Origin of the sequence: Streptomyces sp. ASQP_92, from assembly GCF_025399895.1 — a bacterium.
Lineage (GTDB): Bacteria > Actinomycetota > Actinomycetes > Streptomycetales > Streptomycetaceae > Streptomyces.
This window is the reverse complement of sequence record NZ_JAODUA010000006.1, coordinates 115,938-133,532: the sequence shown is the minus strand read 5'-3', so window position 1 is coordinate 133,532 and position 17,595 is coordinate 115,938. Positions and strand designations below refer to the sequence as shown.

The 17,595-nt window shown below is 70.7% G+C and carries 17 protein-coding genes and 1 tRNA gene; 14 read left to right on the top strand and 4 right to left on the bottom strand.

Features of this window, described 5'->3' with window-relative positions; genetic code table 11:
- The 10 genes from N4G70_RS16505 (at position 1) to N4G70_RS16460 (ending at position 9,326) form a co-directional block, all read left to right on the top strand.
- On the top strand, positions 1 to 2,136 hold the full coding sequence (locus tag N4G70_RS16505) for a hypothetical protein (RefSeq protein WP_261713409.1): 2,136 nt from the start codon (positions 1 to 3) through the stop codon (positions 2,134 to 2,136).
- Between the two features lie 212 nt (positions 2,137 to 2,348).
- Positions 2,349 to 2,540 carry a hypothetical protein gene (locus tag N4G70_RS16500; protein ID WP_120723336.1) on the top strand — a complete coding sequence of 64 codons (192 nt, stop codon included), beginning with the start codon at positions 2,349 to 2,351 and terminating at the stop codon, positions 2,538 to 2,540.
- A 22-nt stretch (positions 2,541 to 2,562) separates the two neighbouring features.
- Positions 2,563 to 3,048 (top strand): hypothetical protein, encoded by a 486-nt coding sequence (locus N4G70_RS16495; protein ID WP_399035692.1) that lies wholly within the window; start codon positions 2,563 to 2,565, stop codon positions 3,046 to 3,048.
- A 10-nt stretch (positions 3,049 to 3,058) separates the two neighbouring features.
- Positions 3,059 to 3,514, top strand: coding sequence for a single-stranded DNA-binding protein (gene ssb / locus N4G70_RS16490; RefSeq protein ID WP_120723338.1), 456 nt, complete (start codon positions 3,059 to 3,061; stop codon positions 3,512 to 3,514).
- An 87-nt stretch (positions 3,515 to 3,601) separates the two neighbouring features.
- Positions 3,602 to 4,882, top strand: a complete 1,281-nt coding sequence (locus tag N4G70_RS16485) for a DNA cytosine methyltransferase (protein ID WP_261713408.1) — start codon at positions 3,602 to 3,604, stop codon at positions 4,880 to 4,882.
- An 86-nt stretch (positions 4,883 to 4,968) separates the two neighbouring features.
- Positions 4,969 to 5,889: a bifunctional DNA primase/polymerase gene (locus N4G70_RS16480; RefSeq protein ID WP_261713407.1), complete on the top strand. Its 921-nt coding sequence runs from the start codon at positions 4,969 to 4,971 to the stop codon at positions 5,887 to 5,889.
- Positions 5,886 to 6,251 (top strand): hypothetical protein, encoded by a 366-nt coding sequence (locus N4G70_RS16475; RefSeq protein WP_261713406.1) that lies wholly within the window; start codon positions 5,886 to 5,888, stop codon positions 6,249 to 6,251. The genes N4G70_RS16480 and N4G70_RS16475 overlap by 4 nt, the downstream gene beginning before the upstream one ends.
- A complete protein-coding gene (locus N4G70_RS16470) occupies positions 6,248 to 7,507 on the top strand; it encodes a DUF3631 domain-containing protein (RefSeq protein ID WP_261713405.1) in 1,260 nt (419 codons plus the stop codon). Before N4G70_RS16475 ends, N4G70_RS16470 begins: the two co-directional genes overlap by 4 nt.
- Positions 7,508 to 7,664: 157 nt before the next feature.
- Complete coding sequence (locus N4G70_RS16465; RefSeq protein WP_261713404.1) at positions 7,665 to 7,853, top strand: AlpA family transcriptional regulator; 189 nt, start codon at positions 7,665 to 7,667, stop codon at positions 7,851 to 7,853.
- Between the two features lie 66 nt (positions 7,854 to 7,919).
- Positions 7,920 to 9,326: a site-specific integrase gene (locus N4G70_RS16460; protein WP_261713403.1), complete on the top strand. Its 1,407-nt coding sequence runs from the start codon at positions 7,920 to 7,922 to the stop codon at positions 9,324 to 9,326.
- Between the two features lie 131 nt (positions 9,327 to 9,457).
- On the opposite strand, the gene N4G70_RS16455 is transcribed toward N4G70_RS16460, so the two are convergent.
- Both N4G70_RS16455 and N4G70_RS16450 read right to left on the bottom strand, forming a co-directional pair.
- Positions 9,458 to 9,547: transfer RNA gene (locus N4G70_RS16455), tRNA-Ser, on the bottom strand.
- A gap of 50 nt (positions 9,548 to 9,597) precedes the next feature.
- The gene (locus N4G70_RS16450; RefSeq protein WP_261713402.1) at positions 9,598 to 11,148 is read right to left on the bottom strand and encodes a S1C family serine protease; all 1,551 of its coding nucleotides are present in this window, start codon (positions 11,146 to 11,148) and stop codon (positions 9,598 to 9,600) included.
- A gap of 258 nt (positions 11,149 to 11,406) precedes the next feature.
- Between N4G70_RS16450 and N4G70_RS16445 the strand changes: the two genes are divergently transcribed.
- The 3 genes from N4G70_RS16445 to N4G70_RS16435 all read left to right on the top strand — a co-directional run bounded on the left by N4G70_RS16445 (position 11,407) and on the right by N4G70_RS16435 (position 14,021).
- A complete protein-coding gene (locus N4G70_RS16445; protein ID WP_120727964.1) occupies positions 11,407 to 12,234 on the top strand; it encodes a glycerophosphodiester phosphodiesterase in 828 nt (275 codons plus the stop codon).
- A gap of 53 nt (positions 12,235 to 12,287) precedes the next feature.
- Positions 12,288 to 12,893: an ATP-binding protein gene (locus N4G70_RS16440; RefSeq protein ID WP_261713401.1), complete on the top strand. Its 606-nt coding sequence runs from the start codon at positions 12,288 to 12,290 to the stop codon at positions 12,891 to 12,893.
- 162 nt (positions 12,894 to 13,055) lie between these two features.
- A complete protein-coding gene (locus N4G70_RS16435) occupies positions 13,056 to 14,021 on the top strand; it encodes a DUF5926 family protein (RefSeq protein ID WP_261713400.1) in 966 nt (321 codons plus the stop codon).
- 194 nt (positions 14,022 to 14,215) lie between these two features.
- On the opposite strand, the gene N4G70_RS16430 is transcribed toward N4G70_RS16435, so the two are convergent.
- Both N4G70_RS16430 and N4G70_RS16425 read right to left on the bottom strand, forming a co-directional pair.
- Complete coding sequence (locus tag N4G70_RS16430) at positions 14,216 to 14,758, bottom strand: hypothetical protein (RefSeq protein WP_261713399.1); 543 nt, start codon at positions 14,756 to 14,758, stop codon at positions 14,216 to 14,218.
- 200 nt (positions 14,759 to 14,958) lie between these two features.
- Positions 14,959 to 15,621 (bottom strand): bifunctional DNA primase/polymerase, encoded by a 663-nt coding sequence (locus N4G70_RS16425; RefSeq protein ID WP_261713398.1) that lies wholly within the window; start codon positions 15,619 to 15,621, stop codon positions 14,959 to 14,961.
- 441 nt (positions 15,622 to 16,062) lie between these two features.
- Between N4G70_RS16425 and N4G70_RS16420 the strand changes: the two genes are divergently transcribed.
- The gene (locus N4G70_RS16420; protein WP_261713565.1) at positions 16,063 to 17,550 is read left to right on the top strand and encodes a PP2C family protein-serine/threonine phosphatase; all 1,488 of its coding nucleotides are present in this window, start codon (positions 16,063 to 16,065) and stop codon (positions 17,548 to 17,550) included.
- Positions 17,551 to 17,595 lie beyond the last annotated feature (45 nt).

Genomic DNA, 17,595 nt, shown 5'->3' with positions numbered 1-17,595 from the left:
ATGAGCGCCACCACTGCCGTGAACAAGAAGAGGAAGCAGGCGGACAGTGGCCCGGTGCTGGACTGGAGCGCCGGTCACGGACCCGTGACCGGCGCCCTGTCCGCCACCACCGGAGCCCTCGCCATCGCCACCACCGGCGCCGCAACCGGCATGCCGCCCGCCTGGGCCCTCGCAGTCGGCGCGGCCGGCGCGCTCGGCCACACCGTCGCCGGGCTCAAGGTCCGCAACGCCGGCCGCACTCTCGCCTTCAAAGCCTCGTCCTGGCTTGTCGGCGCAGGCTGGACCACCTGGGCCATGACCACCGGCCCTCTGTCCTGGGCCGCACTCGGGTCGCTCGCCACCATCGGGGTGGGGATCGGCGCCGGTGCCCGCTCTGTCGCCCTGTACGAGGAAGCCCGCGAAGACGAAGCCATCGCCGCCGCCGAACGGCAGATCGCCCTCGAACTGTCAGCGGAGCGCCGAGCGATCGCTGCGGAATGGATCGAGCGGATCCAGCGGATTGCCAGCGTCACCGTGCGCGTACTCGCGGTCGAGTTGTGGGAGACGGGCAACGGCTACTCCCTCGACCTGGAGCCCCGCGGCGGCGTGACCTACGACCGGATCGCCCAGTTCGGCCCGCAGCTCTCCGCAGATGCGAAGCTGCCGCACGGCTGCACCGCAGCGCTTGGCCCCGGCATCCACCAGGGCCGCGCCATCCTGGACGTGACCACCACCAACGTCCTCGCGGAACCGCGCACCTACCCCGACGACTACAGCCCCCTCTCCGTCCACACCGGCATCCCGTGGGGCTTTCGCACCAACGGCGAAGAAGTCCGCGCCTACCTGCGCGAGCAGTGTGCGCTGGTGGTCGGGCCCACAGGGTCGGGCAAGACGAACATGCTCCACACCATCCTCGGCGGGTTCGCCCGCGCCGAGGACATGCTGACGTTCGTCATCGACCTGAACGCCGGATCCGCGGGCCTGCCCTGGGTGCTGCCCGCCCTGAACGGGGAGTTGACCGGCCAGGACGGGAAGCCGGTCCGGCCCGGTATCGACTGGCTGGCGGGGACGTTCGAGGAAGCGATGCTGATGCTCAACGCGGCCATCGCGATCGGGCTGCACCGCAAGCGCGCCTACCAGGACCTCATGGCCCGCGAGGACACCGACCTTTTGCCGGTCAGCGCGAAAATTCCTCAGATCATGCTGGTCATCGACGAAGGCGCAGAAATCCTGGTCAGCACCGACCGGCAGTTGAAGGAACTCGCCAAGAAGATCTACGAGTTCATCCGGATGCAGCGTGCCATGGGCGGCCGCACCGTCATCACAGCACTCGGGGCAACCGGCAGCGTGCTCGGCAACCTCCTTATCCGCCGCGAGGCCAAGGTCCGCGTCGCCCTGACTGGTGGCGAGACCGAGGGTATGGACCTCTCCAAGATGTTCCCCGGCCGCAAGGGTCTGCGCGTGGACCAGGCCCCGTTCAAGGGCGCCGGCTTCATGGGCACCCCCGAATCACCGGGAGCGCTGTTCAAGGCATGGCGGATCAAGCCCTCCCAGATCCGCGATATCACCGTGGCCACTTCCGACCGCCACCCGCGCCTGGATGACGTGTCCGCGAGGGCGGCAGGCGCTGCGTATGCCCGGCGCTGGGATGCGGAGCGCACTGCGTGGATGCGGTCCCTGCCCGCCGACGCCGGAATCCTGTCCGATCCGACTGCGGAGCCGGGCGGCGAGGGTGGTGGGCTGAACCTGTCCGCGCTGCGCGGCGTCCGGAAGCCCGGACAAGCCGGGGCGGCGCGCGAGGATGAGCTGTTGCGGCGCTTCCGCGAGGAGATCGACGCCCAGTTCGCCACCGCACCCGACCCGTCCGCATCCCCGGCCACGTCGGGGCTGAACCTGTCCGCGCTGCGCGGCGAGTCGGAGCAGGACAGCCCCGCCCAGCGGGCCGCGCTCGCGGCCCTGTTCGCCGCCGGGCCGGACGGTACGGGAGCTTCCGCCATCGCCCGCGCACTCGCCGATGAGTACGGCACGACCCGGCAGACCGTCGTCGGCTGGCTCAAGGCATGGACCGAGGACGGCACCGCGGTACGCGTCGGCGAGGGCACCAAAGCCCGCTACGTCCACCGCGACCACGCCCCCGAACCCCCCATCCCGAGCTAGCGCTTGTCGCTTGTCTCCCGCCCAGCACGAACCCCACCAGTGGGGTTGTCGCGGGGGCCGGAAACGGCTTGTGACCTGGGAGGCGACAAGCGACAAGACAAGCGAGACGACAAGACAAGCGACAAGCCAGACGACAAGCAACACGACAAGCCATCGGCGGGCAGCACCCCGGTTCACGTGCCGCCCGCCGGCCATTCCCTGGGAGGCCGTTCGTGATCGTCACCCTGTCCGCCGTTGCCCTCTTCGGCGTACTCACCTTCGTGTTCCTGCGCGACCGCACGGTCGGCCCGTTCGCCGCGGTCGTGCTGTTCCTGTTCGGGTTCTTCACCGCCGCCACCGGCGCCGCCGGACCCATCCGCTCGATGTGCGAAGCCGTCGTCACCGCCCTCAACCACGCGGCTTGACCGCTGTTGAAGGGAGCACCTTGTGCCCTATGACCGTGCGTACGAGATCACCACCGCCGCGCTGAACCCCGACCCGCTCGCCTACCAGCCCGGCCCCGCGCGGGCGGTGATGCTGCCGGGCGAGATTCCGCCCGGGGTGCAGCTCGTAACCCTGCCCGGCGGGCAGCGCACCCTCGCCTACGTCCAGCCCCCCGCGCACACCCCGCCGCCCGCCCCGGCTGCATCGCAACCGGTTCCGGCGTGGGCCAAGACCACCGCCCTGCTCGCCCCGACCGTCGGCTTCGGTATCGCCGCGGGCGGGATCGGGCTTTCCTACGCAGCCCCGGGACTGATCGCCATGAGCCACGCCCTGTGGGCGGCCGGCGCCTTCCTTGTCGCCGCCGTCATCGGCGTCCCTGCCCTGATCGGCGGCGCGCGGCGCCGCGGTACGGGACCCACGCAGATCACGCAGAACGTCACCGCGACCGGCCTGTTCAGCCGCGCCAACGGCACCATCAACCACCACTGAGGAGCATGCGATGTCGTTTGGAGAGACCCCGATCACCGTGATCGGCAACCTGACCGCCGACCCGGAACTGAAGTTCACGCCGTCCGGTGCGGCGCTCGCGAAGTTCACCATCGCCGCCACCCCGCGCACGTACGACAAGGAGTCGGGGAAGTGGACGGACGGCACCGCCACGTTCTTCCGCTGCGCCGCCTGGCGTCAGCTCGCCGAACATGCAGCGGAGTCGCTGGCCAAGGGATCGCGGGTCGTGGCCAACGGCCGGATCCGTCAGCACGACTGGACGACGGATCAGGGCGAGAAGCGGTCGATGCTCGTGCTGGAAGTCGACGAGATCGGCGCGAGCATCCGGTTTACCACCGTGACCATCAACGCCAAGCGCCCCGCGCAGAGCGCCCCCGCCGTGGGTGACGACGCGTGGAACACCGCCGCGTCGGGCGCCAAGCAGGAGAGCGACGAACCCCCCTTCTAGCTGCGCCAAGGGCGGCCCCCGTCTCGCCAAAGTCACGGGCCGCCCTTGCCAACCAGTCCACAACAGACCTGTTGGAGGCACTCCCGCATGACCCAACACCATGTCCTGCCGATCGAGGGCGGCAATGTCAGCTTGTGCACCGGCTCCAGTGCGCTGGACCTGGCCGTGGAAGCCGTTACGGGCCTTCCCACGGCCGTGGTCGGCGAGAAGGACCCGGCGGCCTCCCGGCTGCTGGCCGCCCGCCTGCCTCGCACCCGCAAACTGGGTGACATCACGACCGTCGACTGGGCCGCGCTGTCGGCCTCGATGGGACGTCCGGCGGCGCTGACCGCCGGGTTTCCCTGCCAGGACATCTCCAATGCCGGACCTCGCGGAGGGATCGCCGGTGACCGCTCAGGACTGTGGAAAACCATCGCCCACGGAGCCATTCGCTACCTACGACCCCGACTCGTCTTCTTGGAAAACGTCGCCGCCCTGCGCAGCCGGGGACTCGACGTCGTTGCCGCGGACCTGGCCGCGCTCGGGTATGACGCACGGTGGATGTGCCTACGCGCTGGAGATCCCGAAGTCGGCGCCTGCCACCGCCGCGACCGCTGGTTCGCGGTCGCCTATCCCGCTGCTGAAGACCCCCACCTCACAGTTGGGGCGCAACGGCGGCCCGCAGCACCCGGACAAGCGCAAGGCCGGCGGGCACGGGCCCACGCTGGAGGACGAAGTGGTGTTCTTGCTGCCCCCGACGGCCGCATGACCCTGCTGCCCACCCCGGCCGCAGCCGACGGCACCGGCGGCCCCGGCACCTCCCCCAAACGCCGGGGCGGCATGAACCTGCGCACCGCCGTCACGCTGCTGCCCACCCCCGCAGCCCGCGACTGGAAATCCGGCGCCTCCAACCTCCTGGGCCGCAACTCCCGCCCGCTGAACGAGGTGGTGGTGAACCTGCTGCCGACCCCGAAGGCGTCGGACGGGCCGCACGGCGGCCCGAACCAGCGAGACCGGGCCGGAACCTACTACCTGCCCGGCCAAGCCGTCCGTCTGGACGGGCAGTGGGTGGCGACCAACGGCACCGACTACGGGCCCGCCATCCGCCGCTGGGAGGCAGTGCTGGGGCGCCCCGCGCCCGAGCCGACCGAAGCGGGAACCAAGGGCAACCGGCGCCTGTCCCCGGCCTTCGTGGAATGGATGATGGGCGCCGAACCCGGCTGGGTCACCGGCCCTGACCTGGGCCTGTCCCGCGCCGACCAGCTCAAAATCCTCGGCAACGGCGTCGTCATCCACCAAGCCGCACTCGCCTACCGCGCCCTGCTCGCCACCCTCACGCCCGTCGCGGGCGAACCCGCCATGTCCCAACTCGCCCTGGACATCGCCTAGACACGCCAAGGGCGGCCCCCGTCTCGCCAAAGTCACGGGCCGCCCTTGCCAACCAGTCCACAACAGACCTGTTGGAGGCATCCAGCATGACGCAACCCACCCTCAATCCGCGAGAGTGCAATCTCGCTCTCCTCGCCTGGGCCCTGGAAACGGCCCGCCGCGGCTGGCCGGTGTTCCCCCTCCGCCCCGGCGATAAGCGGCCCGCCGGGCACGCCGAACGATCCTGCCCCGGCACCGGCCGGTGCGCCGGCGGGCACCGTAAGCCCGAACAGCGCGCCACCACCGACCCCGACCTGATCACCGCTGCGTGGACAACGCAGCCGTACAACATCGGAATCGCGACCGGCCCGGCTGGGCTTCTGGTCGTCGACCTCGACATGCTCAAGGCGGAAGAGCAAGAAGGAGCGCCTGGCGGCGCCGAAAGCCTTTTGGCGCTCTGCGAGCGCGCCGGTCAGACCCTGCCTGCCACCTACCAGGTGCGGACCCCCAGCGGGGGCCACCACCTGTACTTCACCGCCCCTGAAGGGGTCCGGCTGGGCTGCTCGGTGAACCGGCTGGGGCGCCACGTCGACACCCGCGGCTGGGGCGGCTACGTCGTCGCCCCCAGCAGTGCCACCGCCCACGGCGACTACACCGTCACCGACGAATCGCCCGTCGCCCCGCTGCCCGGCTGGCTGGCAGACGAGTTGCGCGAGCGGGCCAAGCCCGGCCCCCATACCGTCATGACGCAGGTGTGTGACGGAACGAAGGCCGCGCAGACCGCTCTGGAGCGCGAGTGCGCGGTCATCCGTGCGGCGGGAGACCACTCGCGCAACAGCACTTTGCACAAGAGCGCGTGCAAGGTGGCGCGGTTTGTGGCCTGGGGGAACATCAGCCGGGCCACCGTGGAAGAGGCAATCCAGGCGGCGGGGGAGTCCACGGGACTGCCGGCTGCCGAGTGCGCCACCACGATCCGCAGCGCCATGGACTGGATCCTCACCCACGCCACCCCCAGGGAGGCGGCATGACCACCCCCTGCTCCCCTGGATTGCCTCTCCCGGCCACGACCGGCCGCGAGCCCGCCGCCACCGCTCCCGCGCCCGGACCGATCGTGCGGCCGAAGGACGACGCCGAAGGCGTCCTTTCAGTCCTTCCCTTCACCGTCCTCGCCGAGCAGGAGGCCAGCCCCGCGGCCACGGCGTGGGCGGGCGACGTCCTCGATGTGAAGATGCCCTTCCGCCACACCCCCGCTGCGCGTTCCACCTGCGCGTGCGGACGCGACCGCACTGCACACGGCGCGCAGGAAGTTCGAGCGCTGATCGAGGACCACGCCCACCACCGCACCGTGTGCTCCCTGCGCGACACCTCGGAAAGGCGGACCGCCGCATGAACGACACCACGCCGGCCGCGCCCATCGACGGGGCCGCCCTGCTCGATGAGGTCGAAGCGTTCCATCGGCGCTTCAACGTCTTCCCCACTGAACACGCCTACACCGCCGTCACGTTGTGGGACGCGCACGCGCACCTCATGGACGCGCTGGACGGCACCGCCCGCCTCGCCTTCCTCTCCCCGGAACCCGGGTCGGGCAAGTCCCGCGCGTTGGAAATCGTGGAAACCCTCACCCCGCGCGCCGCGACCACCGTCAACGCCTCAGCCAATGCCCTGTTCCGGCTCGTGTCTGCCGACGAGGGAACGCCCACGCTCCTCTTCGACGAGATCGACACCGTTTTCGGCCCCAAGGCGGGTGGGAACGAAGAGGTCCGAGGGTTCCTCAACTCTGGCTACCGGCGCGGCGCGAAGTCACTGCGCTGCATCGGCGACGGAAACGACCAGAAGGCAGGGTTCTTCCCTTCGTTCTGCGCCGTGGCCATGGCCGGACTCGGCTCGCTCCCGGACACGATCCTCACGCGCTCAGTCATCATCCGCATGCGCAAGAAGGCGCCCAACGAGAAATGCGAGCCCTACCGGCGCCGCATCCACGAGAAGGAAGGCCACGCGCTGCGTGACCGGCTCGCGGAATGGACCGCAACCCTGCAAAAGCAAGTCGCCGAAGCCTGGCCGGAGATGCCCGAAGGCGTCACCGACCGGCCCGCCGACGTGTGGGAGCCCCTCCTGGCGGTCGCCGACGCGGCCGGCGGGCACTGGCCCGACCGGGGCCGCGCCGCGTGCCTCGCCCTCGTCAAAGCCGCGAGCGAAGGTGATGAAGCCTCGCTTGGGGTGAAGCTGTTGACCGACTTGCGCGACCGCGTGTTCTGCGGCGTGGACCGGATGCCGACCGCGGCCATCCTCGAAGTCCTGCTCTCCCTGGACGACGCGCCGTGGTCCGACATGAGCGAGGACGGACAGAGCACCAAGCCCCTCACGGCCCGTGGACTGTCCAGGCTCTTGAGCCAGTACGTGAAGCCCGACGACACCCGGATCAAGCCCCGGGGCATCCGGGTCGGCAGCACCACCCCCAAGGGGTACTACGCGGAAGACCTGGAAGACGCCTGGAGCCGCTACTGCTCCCGGCCCCAGGAAATCCGCAACATCCGCCACGCCGCAACATCCCAGGTCGCGGGGAGTGAATCTGTGGCGGATACGTGTCGTGTGGCGGATACGCCCGACACGGACGCCCCCGCGCCCCTCATGCGGATCGTCGGCTGACCTCGGCCGCGCACCGATGCCGCCGCGCCGCCCGCGCGGCGGCATCTATCCGCCACACATTCGCTATCCGCCACAGATTCAAGCCGCTGACCAGCAATGTTGCGGCGTGGCGGATGTTGCGGATCCCCCAGAAGGAAGAGAACGAGGAGAAGCAACGATGGCTCGCTCCAAGATGCTCAAACTCGCTGAAGTCCTCGAAGAGATCGACATGAGCCGCGCCGCCTTCTACCGGATGCGCACCCGCGGCCAAGCCCCCCGCCTCCGCAAGCTCCCCAACGGCCAACTGCGCGTCAGCCGTGCCGACCTGGACGCATGGTGGGAGGCCTGCGAGCAGAACGCCGCCTGATCCCGCCGCCTCCCCTAGCCCGCCCCGCAATCCGCCGGGGCGGGCTCCGTGTTGCCCTGGAGAGCCATGCTCACGTACGACGTCATCTTTTGGTCCATCCGTCGCCGCTCCGGGCGTCCGAAACCATGGGAACTGCGATGGAAGGTCGGGACCAAATCGCAGTCCAAGAGCTACCAAACAAAGCCGCAAGCCGACGGACGGCGATCCGAACTCATGGCTGCGCTGCGGGAAGGCCAACGGTTCGACGAAGAGACCGGCCTCCCCGAGAAGGAACTTGCCGCACTCGCGATGCCGACCTGGTACGAGCACGCAAAGGCGTACGCCCTGATGAAGTGGCCGGGGGCAGCAGGAAAACACCGCGCGAGCATCGCCGAATCACTGGCAGTCGTGACGCCCGTATTCGTCCGTACTACCGCCGGGCAGCCGGATCCTCGAACTCTGCGCGCTGCGCTCTACCAGTGGGCGTTCCGGGCCGTGAAGCCCGATGGAGGTGACTGGTTGCCGCGCTGCGAGACCGACGCTCTGCCCGAAGACATGCGGAAGGCTCTCGACTGGGTCGCGACCAACTCCCTGAAGGTCAGCGAGGCGGCTAAGCCGGAGCACATCCGTTCCGCGTTCGCCGCTCTGTCGAAGAAGCTCAATGGCGCGCCGGCCGCTGAGAACACGGCCAACCGCAAGCGGATGGTCCTCAGCAACGCCTTTCGGTACGCGGTCGAGGAACGCGCGCTGCTCAACCGCCACCCATTCCTCGCAGTCGACTGGACCGCTCCGGCCACGTCCGACGAGGTCGACTTCCGGTACGTCCCGGGTCCACAGCTCACGCGTCGGCTGCTCAACTCCATCGCGGAGCAGGGCCCGCGCGGCAAGCACCTGGAGACGTTCTTCGGCGCGATCTACTATCTGGCCACCCGCCCCGGCGAGGCCGTGTCGCTCCGGATGGACGACTTCACGCTACCTGCCGAGAACGAGCCGGATGCTTGGGGCGAAGTGCTGGTCTCCGAGAGCCATCCAGAAGTCGGCGCCGGATGGACGGACTGCGGGAAGTCCCACGATGAGCGCGGGCTCAAGCACCGTGCTCGCAACGCAGTCCGGGCCGTCCCGATCCCCCCGGTCTACGTCCGGATGGTCCGAGCGCACGTCGCGCGCGGCGTCGCCCCGGACGGGAGGCTGTTCTGGGCGGCGCGCGGCGGCCGAGTCACCTCGAACGAGTATTGCGCCGTCTGGGACGTCGCTCGGGAGGCGGCGCTCACCCCTGCCGAGGTGAAGTCAGAGATGGCCGCCGTGCCGTACTGCCTTCGGCATGCCGCCGTCTCTCTATGGATCAAACAGGGCGTGGACCCGGTGGAGGTCGCCTACCGCGCCGGCCACAGCGTCGCAGTGCTCTACCGCTTCTACGCCAAGCTCCTGAAGGGCAGTTCCGCCCATGCCAACAGCCTGATTCAGAAGGGTCTGGAGGAGGCGGAAGGAGTGTGATCCTGGCCCACGCATGGCCCACACGCGCTGGTCAGAGGCGGTACACCCCCGAATCAGGGTGAGACAGGCCAAGAGAAGAGGGCGGGACCCCGGACCGGGATCACGCCCTCTGACCAGCGCTAACGCTGACCTGGCGGTGGGTGTGGGATTTGAACCCACGGTGACATCGCTGCCACGACGGTTTTCAAGACCGTTCCCTTAGGCCGCTCGGGCAACCCACCCACGCCCCGCCGACCAGCGGCGGAAGCGGCTACAGCCTACCGGCAACCGGTCAGTTGCTGTCGCCCTTGCGTTCGCCCAGGGTGATCGTGACCGTGGACTCCTTGCCGTCGCGCTTGAAGGTGAGGGGGACCTGGTCGCCCGGCTTGTGCGTCCAGATCTCGCTGATCAGCGTCGGGCCGCTGTCGATCGGCATGTCCCCGAACTTGGTGATGACGTCGCCCGGCTTCAGGCCGGCCTTGTCCGCCGGGCCGCCCGGGGTGATCGGCTGCTGGCTCGCGTTGCCCTGCTGGGAGATCTGCGCGCCGTCGATCGCGCCGGCGCCACCGCCTCCGGGGCCGCCGCCCCCCGGCCCGCCCTGCTGGATGCCGACGGAGGCGCCGATCACCGGGTAGACCGGCTGGCCGGTCTTGATGAGCTGCTCCGCGACGTTCTTCGCCTGGTTGATCGGGATGGCGAAGCCGAGGCCGATCGAGCCCGCCTGGGACTGGCCCATGCCACCGGTGCCCGCCGACTGGATCGCCGAGTTGATACCGATGACCGCGCCGGCCGAATTGATCAGCGGGCCACCCGAGTTGCCCGGGTTGATGGAGGCGTCGGTCTGGAGGGCGCTCATGTACGAGGCCTTGGAGTTCTGGCCGTCGCTGGAGGCCACCGGGCGGTTCTTGGCGCTGATGATGCCGGTGGTGACGGTGTTGGAGAGGCCGAAGGGGGCGCCGATCGCGATGGTCGAGTCGCCGACCGCCACCTTGTCGGAGTCCCCGAGCGCGAGCGGCTTCAGGTTCGCCGGGGCGTTCTTCAGCTTGATGACCGCCACGTCGTAACCCTGCGCGCGGCCCACCACCTCGGCGTCGTACTTCTTGCCGTTGGAGAACGTCGCGGACAGCTTGCCGCCGCCGCTCGCCGCGGAGGCCACCACGTGGTTGTTCGTGAGGATGTGGCCTTCCTTGTCGTAGATGAAGCCGGTGCCCGTGCCGCCCTCGCCGTCGTTGCCCTGGGCCTCGATCGTCACCACGCTGGGCAGCGAGTTGGCGGCCACGCCCGCCACCGTGCCCGGGTCGCGCTTGAAGTCCTTGGGGGTGTTGGAGGAGGCGACGGTGGTGGAGCCCGAGCCGTTGTCCTCGCGGTCCGCGGCGAAGTAACCGATGGCGCCGCCGATCCCGCCGGCCACCAGGGCGGCCGCGACCACGGCGGCGATCAGTCCGCCGGCCCGCTTGCGCGGGGCCGGGGGCTGCGGGGCGCCCCACGGCTCGCCTCCGTGTCCCGCGCCGCCGCCTCCGTAGGAGGGGAGCGTGGGCGGGGGAGGCGGCCAGCCCGCGCCGCCCTGCGAGGGCGTCGACTCGTGCGCCCCGTACGCCTGCTGAGCCGGGGGCGAAGCCGGGGCCGGGGTGCCCGGGGTCGCGGGCATCGGCTCGGTGGCCGGGTCGGGGCCGGGGTGCGGAGCCGAGCCTTCAGGGTGCGGGACGGCACCGTGGGCCTGGGTCTGCTCCGCCTCGGCGGGCGCGGGGGCGGGGGGTGCGGCGGGCGCGGGAGGTGCAGCAGGTGCAGACGACGGGGCAGGCGGGACGGCCGGGACCGCGGTGCCCTCGTTCTCGGTGCTCACAGCTTGCTCTCCTCGGTTTCCAGTCGGTCTTGGGGACGGTCTTGCGGGCGGGGTGTCGGCGGTGCGGGCGGTGCTCGGCGTCGCCACCGGGTACCGGCGCGGGACTCGGTGACCACCATGGTGCGCCTGGGGTCCGACATCGGACCCCGCACGTGTGGATGACTCCGCTCAGCTTTTCCCACCGCACGTCAGGCCACTGTAAGCAGGAGCTGTGTATTCGTGCGCCAACCTGTGCACCGGCGGTGGCACGATGGCGCGGTGACCCAAGCACGGCAGCACAGCCCGCACAGCCCAGACCGCGCCCCCGTCCAGGTGGTGGCCCACCGAGGAGCCTCCGAGGACGCCCCCGAGCACACGCTCGCCGCGTATGTGAAGGCGATCGAGGACGGGGCCGACGCCCTGGAATGCGATGTCCGCCTCACCGCCGACGGACAGCTCGTCTGCGTCCACGACCGGCGGGTGAACCGCACCTCCAACGGACGCGGCGCCGTGTCCACCCTGGAACTCTCCGACCTCGCCGCGCTCGACTTCGGCTCGTGGAAGGACAGCGAGGAGAGCCCGGACTGGGGGGACCGCGAGTTCACGTCCGTACTGACCCTGGAGCGGCTGCTCGAACTCGTCGCGGACGCGGGGCGGCGGGTCGAGCTGGCCATCGAGACCAAGCACCCCACCCGCTGGGCCGGCCAGGTCGAGGAGCGTCTGCTGCACCTCCTCAAGAGGTTCGGCCTCACTGAGCCGCCGCCGGCCGGTGAAACCTCCCCGGTGCGCATCATGAGTTTCTCCGCGCGCTCCCTGCACCGGGTGGCGGCGGCCGCACCCGACATCCCGACCGTCTACCTGATGCAGTTCCTCTCGCCGCGCCTGCGCGACGGCCGGCTGCCCGCGGGGGCGCGGATCGCGGGCCCGGGCATGCGGATCGTGCGCAACCACCCCGCGTACATCGAGCGGTTGCACCGTGCGGGACACCGTGTGCACGTCTGGACGGTGAACGAACCCGAGGACGTGGACCTGTGCGTAAGCCTCGGAGTGGAGGCAATCATCACCAACCGCCCGAAACAGGTGTTGTCCCAACTGGGCCGCATTTAACGGCCGTTACAGGGAGTGCACCGGCGCGTTCGCTCCGTATTCGACCGTGACGAATGCGTCTCCCGTCCATGGTTGGCCGGTTTCCGGTCCAGTCCATTGGGGCATCCACACCGTGGCGTGGGGCGAAGGAGGTCTCGGGGGTGGCGTTGGTGGTGGCACAGGAGGTGCCCACGTCGTCGAGCATGGCCGTACCCCATGGCCCTGCGGGCGTGGGCAAGGCAAGACACCGGATGCGCGAGCAGTTGCTCGGCAGCGGGGTGTCCGAGCCGGTCGTGGACGATGCCGTTCTGATCCTGTCCGAACTGCTCAGCAATGCCTGCCGGCACGGCAGGCCGCTGGGGCGGTCCGACATAGGCGATGGCGACATCCGGGCGGCCTGGCGCGTCGACAAGGCAGGACGACTGACGGTCGAGGTGACCGACGGAGGCGGCCCGACCAGGCCCGTCCCCGCGACACCTTCGGTGACCGCGCGCGGCGGCCGGGGGCTGAACATCATCAGCGCCCTCGCCCAGGACTGGGGCGTCCGGGACAGCGCGTCCGGCGAGGTCACCGTGTGGGTGATCCTCATCGCGGGGCCCCGTCGCGACGATTTCGCTACGCGCGTTGCGGGCCCGGCGGCCGGCCTGGAGTTCGCGGACGCGTTCGACGACATGGACTGAGGAGCCGCGGGCCCGCCCCGGACGGACGCGGCCCGCACCGAGGATTCGGGCGCACGTCCCGGGCCCGGGAGAACAGTGGAGCCGCCCCGGGCCGGTCCGTGCGGCTAGGCTCGCGCCCGACACAGCGACACCGCACCACCGCAGTCGGGAGTGAGCCCCACCATGGCCAAGAAGCGTCCCCAGGCGAAGGCCGCCAAGCCGCAGATCAGCGACGGGGAAATCCCGGTCGTCGGGGCTCGTGAGCCCTGCCCCTGCGGCTCCGGCCGCCGTTACAAGGCCTGTCACGGCCGTGCCGCCTCGCACGCCGTGACCGAGCTGGTCCAGCGCCCCTTCGAGGGCCTGGCCGGCGAGTGCGACTGGGTCGCGCTGCGCGAACTGGTCCCGGCCGCGACCGTCCCGCTGACCCTGAAGGACGGGCTGCCCGAGGGCGTGCCGTCCGTGACGCTGGCGACCGTGCTGCCGATGGCGTGGCCCGCGCTGCGCCGCGAGGACGGGTCCGTGCTGCTCGGCCTCCAGAACGACACGCCCTCCGGCGACCTCAGCCGCGACCTCGCCGACACTTTGCGGCGCGCCCTGGTCGCCGAGCCCGGCTCGCCGGTCGCGGCCCAGCGCGCCGAGTCCGACGGCGTACGCCTTCAGGACCTGCTCGACCCGGACGCCGCGTTCGAGCCCGAGGTGCACAGCGGCTTCGAGTTCTGGGTGCCGGACGCGGAGAGCGCCGCGACCGAGGTGGCAGCCTCCCTGGAGCGCGCCAACGCGGCCGCGATCCCGACCGTGCGGCTGACGTCGGTCGACTCCTCGTACTGGTGCGAGACCCCGGAGAAGAACCACCTGCGGTGGGTCATGCCGCACCCCGAGGAGAAGCTGCTCGACGCGCTGGCGCGGCTGCACGCGGCCGGTACGTCCTCGCTCGGCGAGGGCACCCGTCTCGTCGGCTCCTTCCGGGCCCACGGCCTGACCGTGCCGGTGTGGGACCTGCCGGCCGGGATGGGCGCCGAGGAGTGCGAGAAGCCGGCCGCCGAGTTCGCCGAGCGACTCGCCGCGGCGCTCGCCGTCGAGGAGCCCCTCACGGCGGAGGAGCGCCGGGCGCGCGGCGGCCTCACCAACCGCCAAGTGACCCTCAGCTGAGAGTGACGGCGGGTGCGACGGGGGGCCGCCGCCAGGTGACTCCTGTCACAACTCCCCGTACTCACAGGTAAATCGGTGTCCGAATTACCGAGATCGAATTTGCGAACGACCGATCTCTTGTTACGGTTCTAAGAGCCCGGTCGCTGGTGCATCCCCCGTCGCCAGCGACCGGGCCCTTCCATGTGCGGGCTCGGTCAACGAGCCGCCGGTTCCGTCGAGTTGCTTCCGGAACGCAGGAGCAGCGGTGAGTCCTCTCCCGCCTCCGAGAACTCCGACACCGCCGAATACGCCCCCGCCTCCGTGGGCCGGCCCGGGAAAGCCTCGCGCGGGGTCTCACAGGAATTGGGCTGGTCGTCGGCCTCGACCTGGCAGTTCGTCTCGATGGTCCGCCCGCCCGGGCCCATCAGCGTCAGCACCGCGCGCAGCTCCTGCCCGGTGGCGTTGCGGTAGTAGGTACGCGCCCAGGTGTCGCGCCCCCGGCCCAGCACACAGGTCTGCGCCTCGACCCCTTCGGGGGAGACCAGTTCGGGGCCGCACTGTGCGGCCGCGTCCTGCACGGACCGGCCCAGTGGCTTGTTCACCCGTACGGGGGCTTGCGCGAGGGGGCTTTTTGCGTCATCCGTGGCGCCGTTCTTCTCGGGCCCCCCGGCGACTCCGGCGGAGGCGGCCAGCGGCAGCAGAACGGTGCCCACGACGACGGCGGTGAGCCCGGCCATGCGGAGGTGCTGGAGATTCATGGAGGGACCCGCCTGCCCTGGAATTCCTGATGGTGGGCCGAAGATATCCACGGAAACCGGGCGCCCCGCGATGCGCGCGCCCAATTCCCGTACAACCAGGGCCCGCTCGCACCCGAAAGAGTGAAGGCGGCCCGGGAACCGGACCGCCTTCTCGCTCATTGGGCGTCCCGGCTCACACGCCTCCCGGGCCCGCCCCGCTCTCAGTACGCCAGCCGGCTCCCGCCGTCCGGTGCGCTGGTGCTCGCCTCGACCAGCGCGTCCACCACCGCCTCCACATCCGGCAGCCAGGGCCCGGCGGCCCCCAGCGGGGGACGCTCCCAGCGGAGCTTCCCCTTGCCGGTCCGCGACGGGGGCAGCACCAGATATCCGCCCTCGCTGTGGAAACGCAGCGAACTGGGCACCCAGTCCTTGGAGTAGAGCAGCTCGCCCAGGCGCTCCATCGAGTACGGAGCCACCAGGAGCGACCACCGGGTGGGGCTCGCCACGACCGGGCCGAGCCGTACGCCCATGGAGTCGAGGGCGGCGAGCGCCCGGGCTCCGGCGGCGGCCGGAAGGCTGATCGCGCAGGGCGCGCCGGCACCGGTGGCGAGCAGGACCGGCGCGGTGGGCCGGTTCGTCCACCACCAGCGGATCATGCGCTCGTCGGTGGTCGCCGCGAGCAGGACGGGGTCGAAGGGGTGCGCCCCGGGCACCACACATTCAGGGTCGGGACAGGCACAGCCGCGGCCGTCCGCGGCCAGTCCCACACCGGGGAGCACGGGCCATTTCCATCGGGTCGCACAGGTCAGCGCGGCGCCGAGCTGAGCAGCCCTTTCACTGCGCCGGAGCCGGAACCTGCGTCGCCTTCCGAGGATCTCGCGCATGGGCGCTCGTTCCTTTCCGTTGAACGCCGAGTCCACATCACAACAGGTGTGCATCTCTTCACTGCGCGTACGTGCTCTGTGGGCCTGCGGGAGGAGAAATCCGCCAGGCCCGAACATGGGCGGTCACCACGAGTTGCGACGGCCACTGCCCGTAACCATTTAAAGCATGGCGAAGGGTGGCGCGTACGTGGCGCTTGCCGTCCTGTGTGCAAAAACCCCGCCGCTCGGGGGCGCGGCCTGGTCGCTCGGCTCCTAAGACGCTGAGCCCGGCCACAAGGTTCCGGGGCATCCTCAACTGCCCCGGACCACACCGATTACGTACCCAACGCGGTTGAAACGACGCGCAGTTGAACGGCTTCAGTCGACCCCAGTCCTGCGTCACCAGGGCCATTTTTCGGCCAAGTTGGAAGCCCCACGGACACCAATAGTCCCGCTATGACAATGCTGGACATCCCCTCACTTGTGCGTGTACATGTGGATGCATTGATGGCGGCGCAGAATGACATGGGGGTTTGCGATGCTATTGAGCAGAATCGTCCAGTCGGAAAGCCGGCTGCTATGAGCGCCCCTCACCTGCCGAAAGTGGCTGGAATCGATCCAGCCGTTCCGTCTCCCGCGCACACTCATGCGCCTCTGCCCTCACCCAGCGCCCACACCCCGCCCGGAGCAGTGCTCCAGGACCGCCTCGCCGGTTGGGTCTCCGACCTCACCACGCTGCACGAACTCACCGAACGCCTCGCCCGCACCACCGCCCTCGAAGCGGCCCTGAACGAGCTCCTCAAGGCGGGCGCCGCCCTGGTCGGGGCCCGCAGGGGCCTGGTCGTCCTGGAACCCGCCGACGGCCTGGGCCCCGCCAACACCACCGGCCTGGGGCTCGCCCACGCCGACCTCGGCCACATCGAGACCGTGCCGCGCAGCGCCACCGCGTACGGCAGGATCCTGGACGGCCTGCCCGACGGGGACGGCGGCCCCGACCTCATGGCCGACCCGGACGGAATCGACCCCCGCCACCGCGAGGTCGCCGCCCGCCTCGGCTACGCCGCCAGCTACGCGCTGCCCCTGACCACCGAGGGCGCCGGTCGACTGGGCGCCGCCGTCTGGCTCTACGACGAGAGCGCGGAACCCGTCGAACGCCAGCGGCACCTGGTCGGTCTCTACATGCGGTACGCGAGCGAACACCTGGCGCGCCTGGTCGAACTGGACCGGGCCCGTACCCATGTGGCCACCGTCGCCGAGGAACTGCTGCCCAGCCGGCTGCCCCGGGTCGCCCGGGTCCAGCTCGCCGCCCGCCACCGCACGACACCGCGCGGCGGCGGCGACTGGTACGACGCGCTGCCCCTGCCCGAGGGGGCGCTCGGACTCGCGGTCGGCTCCGTCACCGGCGCGGGGCCGAGCGCCGTGGCCGCGATGGGCCGGCTGCGCGCGAGCCTGCGGGCGTACGCCGTCATGGAGGGCGAGGACCCCGTCGCCGTCCTCTCCGACCTCGAACTGCTGCTGCGCCTGACCGAGCCCGCCCGCTCGGCCACCGCCCTGTTCGCCTACTGCGAGCCCGCCCGGCGCACCATCGTGCTCGCCGGCGCCGGGCACGCCCCGCCACTGATCATCGGGGACCGGCGCACCGAGTTCGTGGAGACCTCGCTCTCGGCGCCGCTGGGCATGCTGGCCTGCTGGGAGGCGCCGAGCGTGGAGATCGCGCCCGAGCCAGGAGAAACGGTGCTGCTGTACACGGACGGCCTGCTGCACCGCACCGGCGACCCCATGGACCGCGCCTTCGCCCGGCTGCACGCGGCGGCCGCGAGCGTGCCGAGGTCGCTGCGGGACGACCCGGACGCCGTGCTCGACCATGTGCTGCGCACCGTGCTGCCCGACGGCCTCGACGCGGCGGACGGCGCCGAGGACGTGGTGATGCTCGCCGCCCGCTTCGCCTAGCCGAGGTAAGAGGCACTACGACCCTGGACCCCCTTCCGTACGCCC

Bases quoted from the DNA above. Each gene is read 5' to 3' on its own strand.
- N4G70_RS16505 (WP_261713409.1), top strand. From the start codon at position 1: ATGAGCGCCACCACTGCCGTGAACAAGAAGAGGAAGCAGGCGGACAGT.
- ssb (WP_120723338.1), top strand. From the start codon at position 3,059: ATGTCGTTTGGAGAGACCCCGATCACCGTGATCGGCAACCTGACCGCC.
- N4G70_RS16485 (WP_261713408.1), top strand. From the start codon at position 3,602: ATGACCCAACACCATGTCCTGCCGATCGAGGGCGGCAATGTCAGCTTG.
- N4G70_RS16480 (WP_261713407.1), top strand. From the start codon at position 4,969: ATGACGCAACCCACCCTCAATCCGCGAGAGTGCAATCTCGCTCTCCTC.
- N4G70_RS16475 (WP_261713406.1), top strand. From the start codon at position 5,886: ATGACCACCCCCTGCTCCCCTGGATTGCCTCTCCCGGCCACGACCGGC.
- N4G70_RS16470 (WP_261713405.1), top strand. From the start codon at position 6,248: ATGAACGACACCACGCCGGCCGCGCCCATCGACGGGGCCGCCCTGCTC.
- N4G70_RS16465 (WP_261713404.1), top strand. From the start codon at position 7,665: ATGGCTCGCTCCAAGATGCTCAAACTCGCTGAAGTCCTCGAAGAGATC.
- N4G70_RS16460 (WP_261713403.1), top strand. From the start codon at position 7,920: ATGCTCACGTACGACGTCATCTTTTGGTCCATCCGTCGCCGCTCCGGG.
- N4G70_RS16440 (WP_261713401.1), top strand. From the start codon at position 12,288: ATGCGTCTCCCGTCCATGGTTGGCCGGTTTCCGGTCCAGTCCATTGGG.
- N4G70_RS16435 (WP_261713400.1), top strand. From the start codon at position 13,056: ATGGCCAAGAAGCGTCCCCAGGCGAAGGCCGCCAAGCCGCAGATCAGC.
- N4G70_RS16430 (WP_261713399.1), bottom strand. From the start codon at position 14,758: ATGAATCTCCAGCACCTCCGCATGGCCGGGCTCACCGCCGTCGTCGTG.
- N4G70_RS16425 (WP_261713398.1), bottom strand. From the start codon at position 15,621: ATGCGCGAGATCCTCGGAAGGCGACGCAGGTTCCGGCTCCGGCGCAGT.
- N4G70_RS16420 (WP_261713565.1), top strand. From the start codon at position 16,063: ATGCTGGACATCCCCTCACTTGTGCGTGTACATGTGGATGCATTGATG.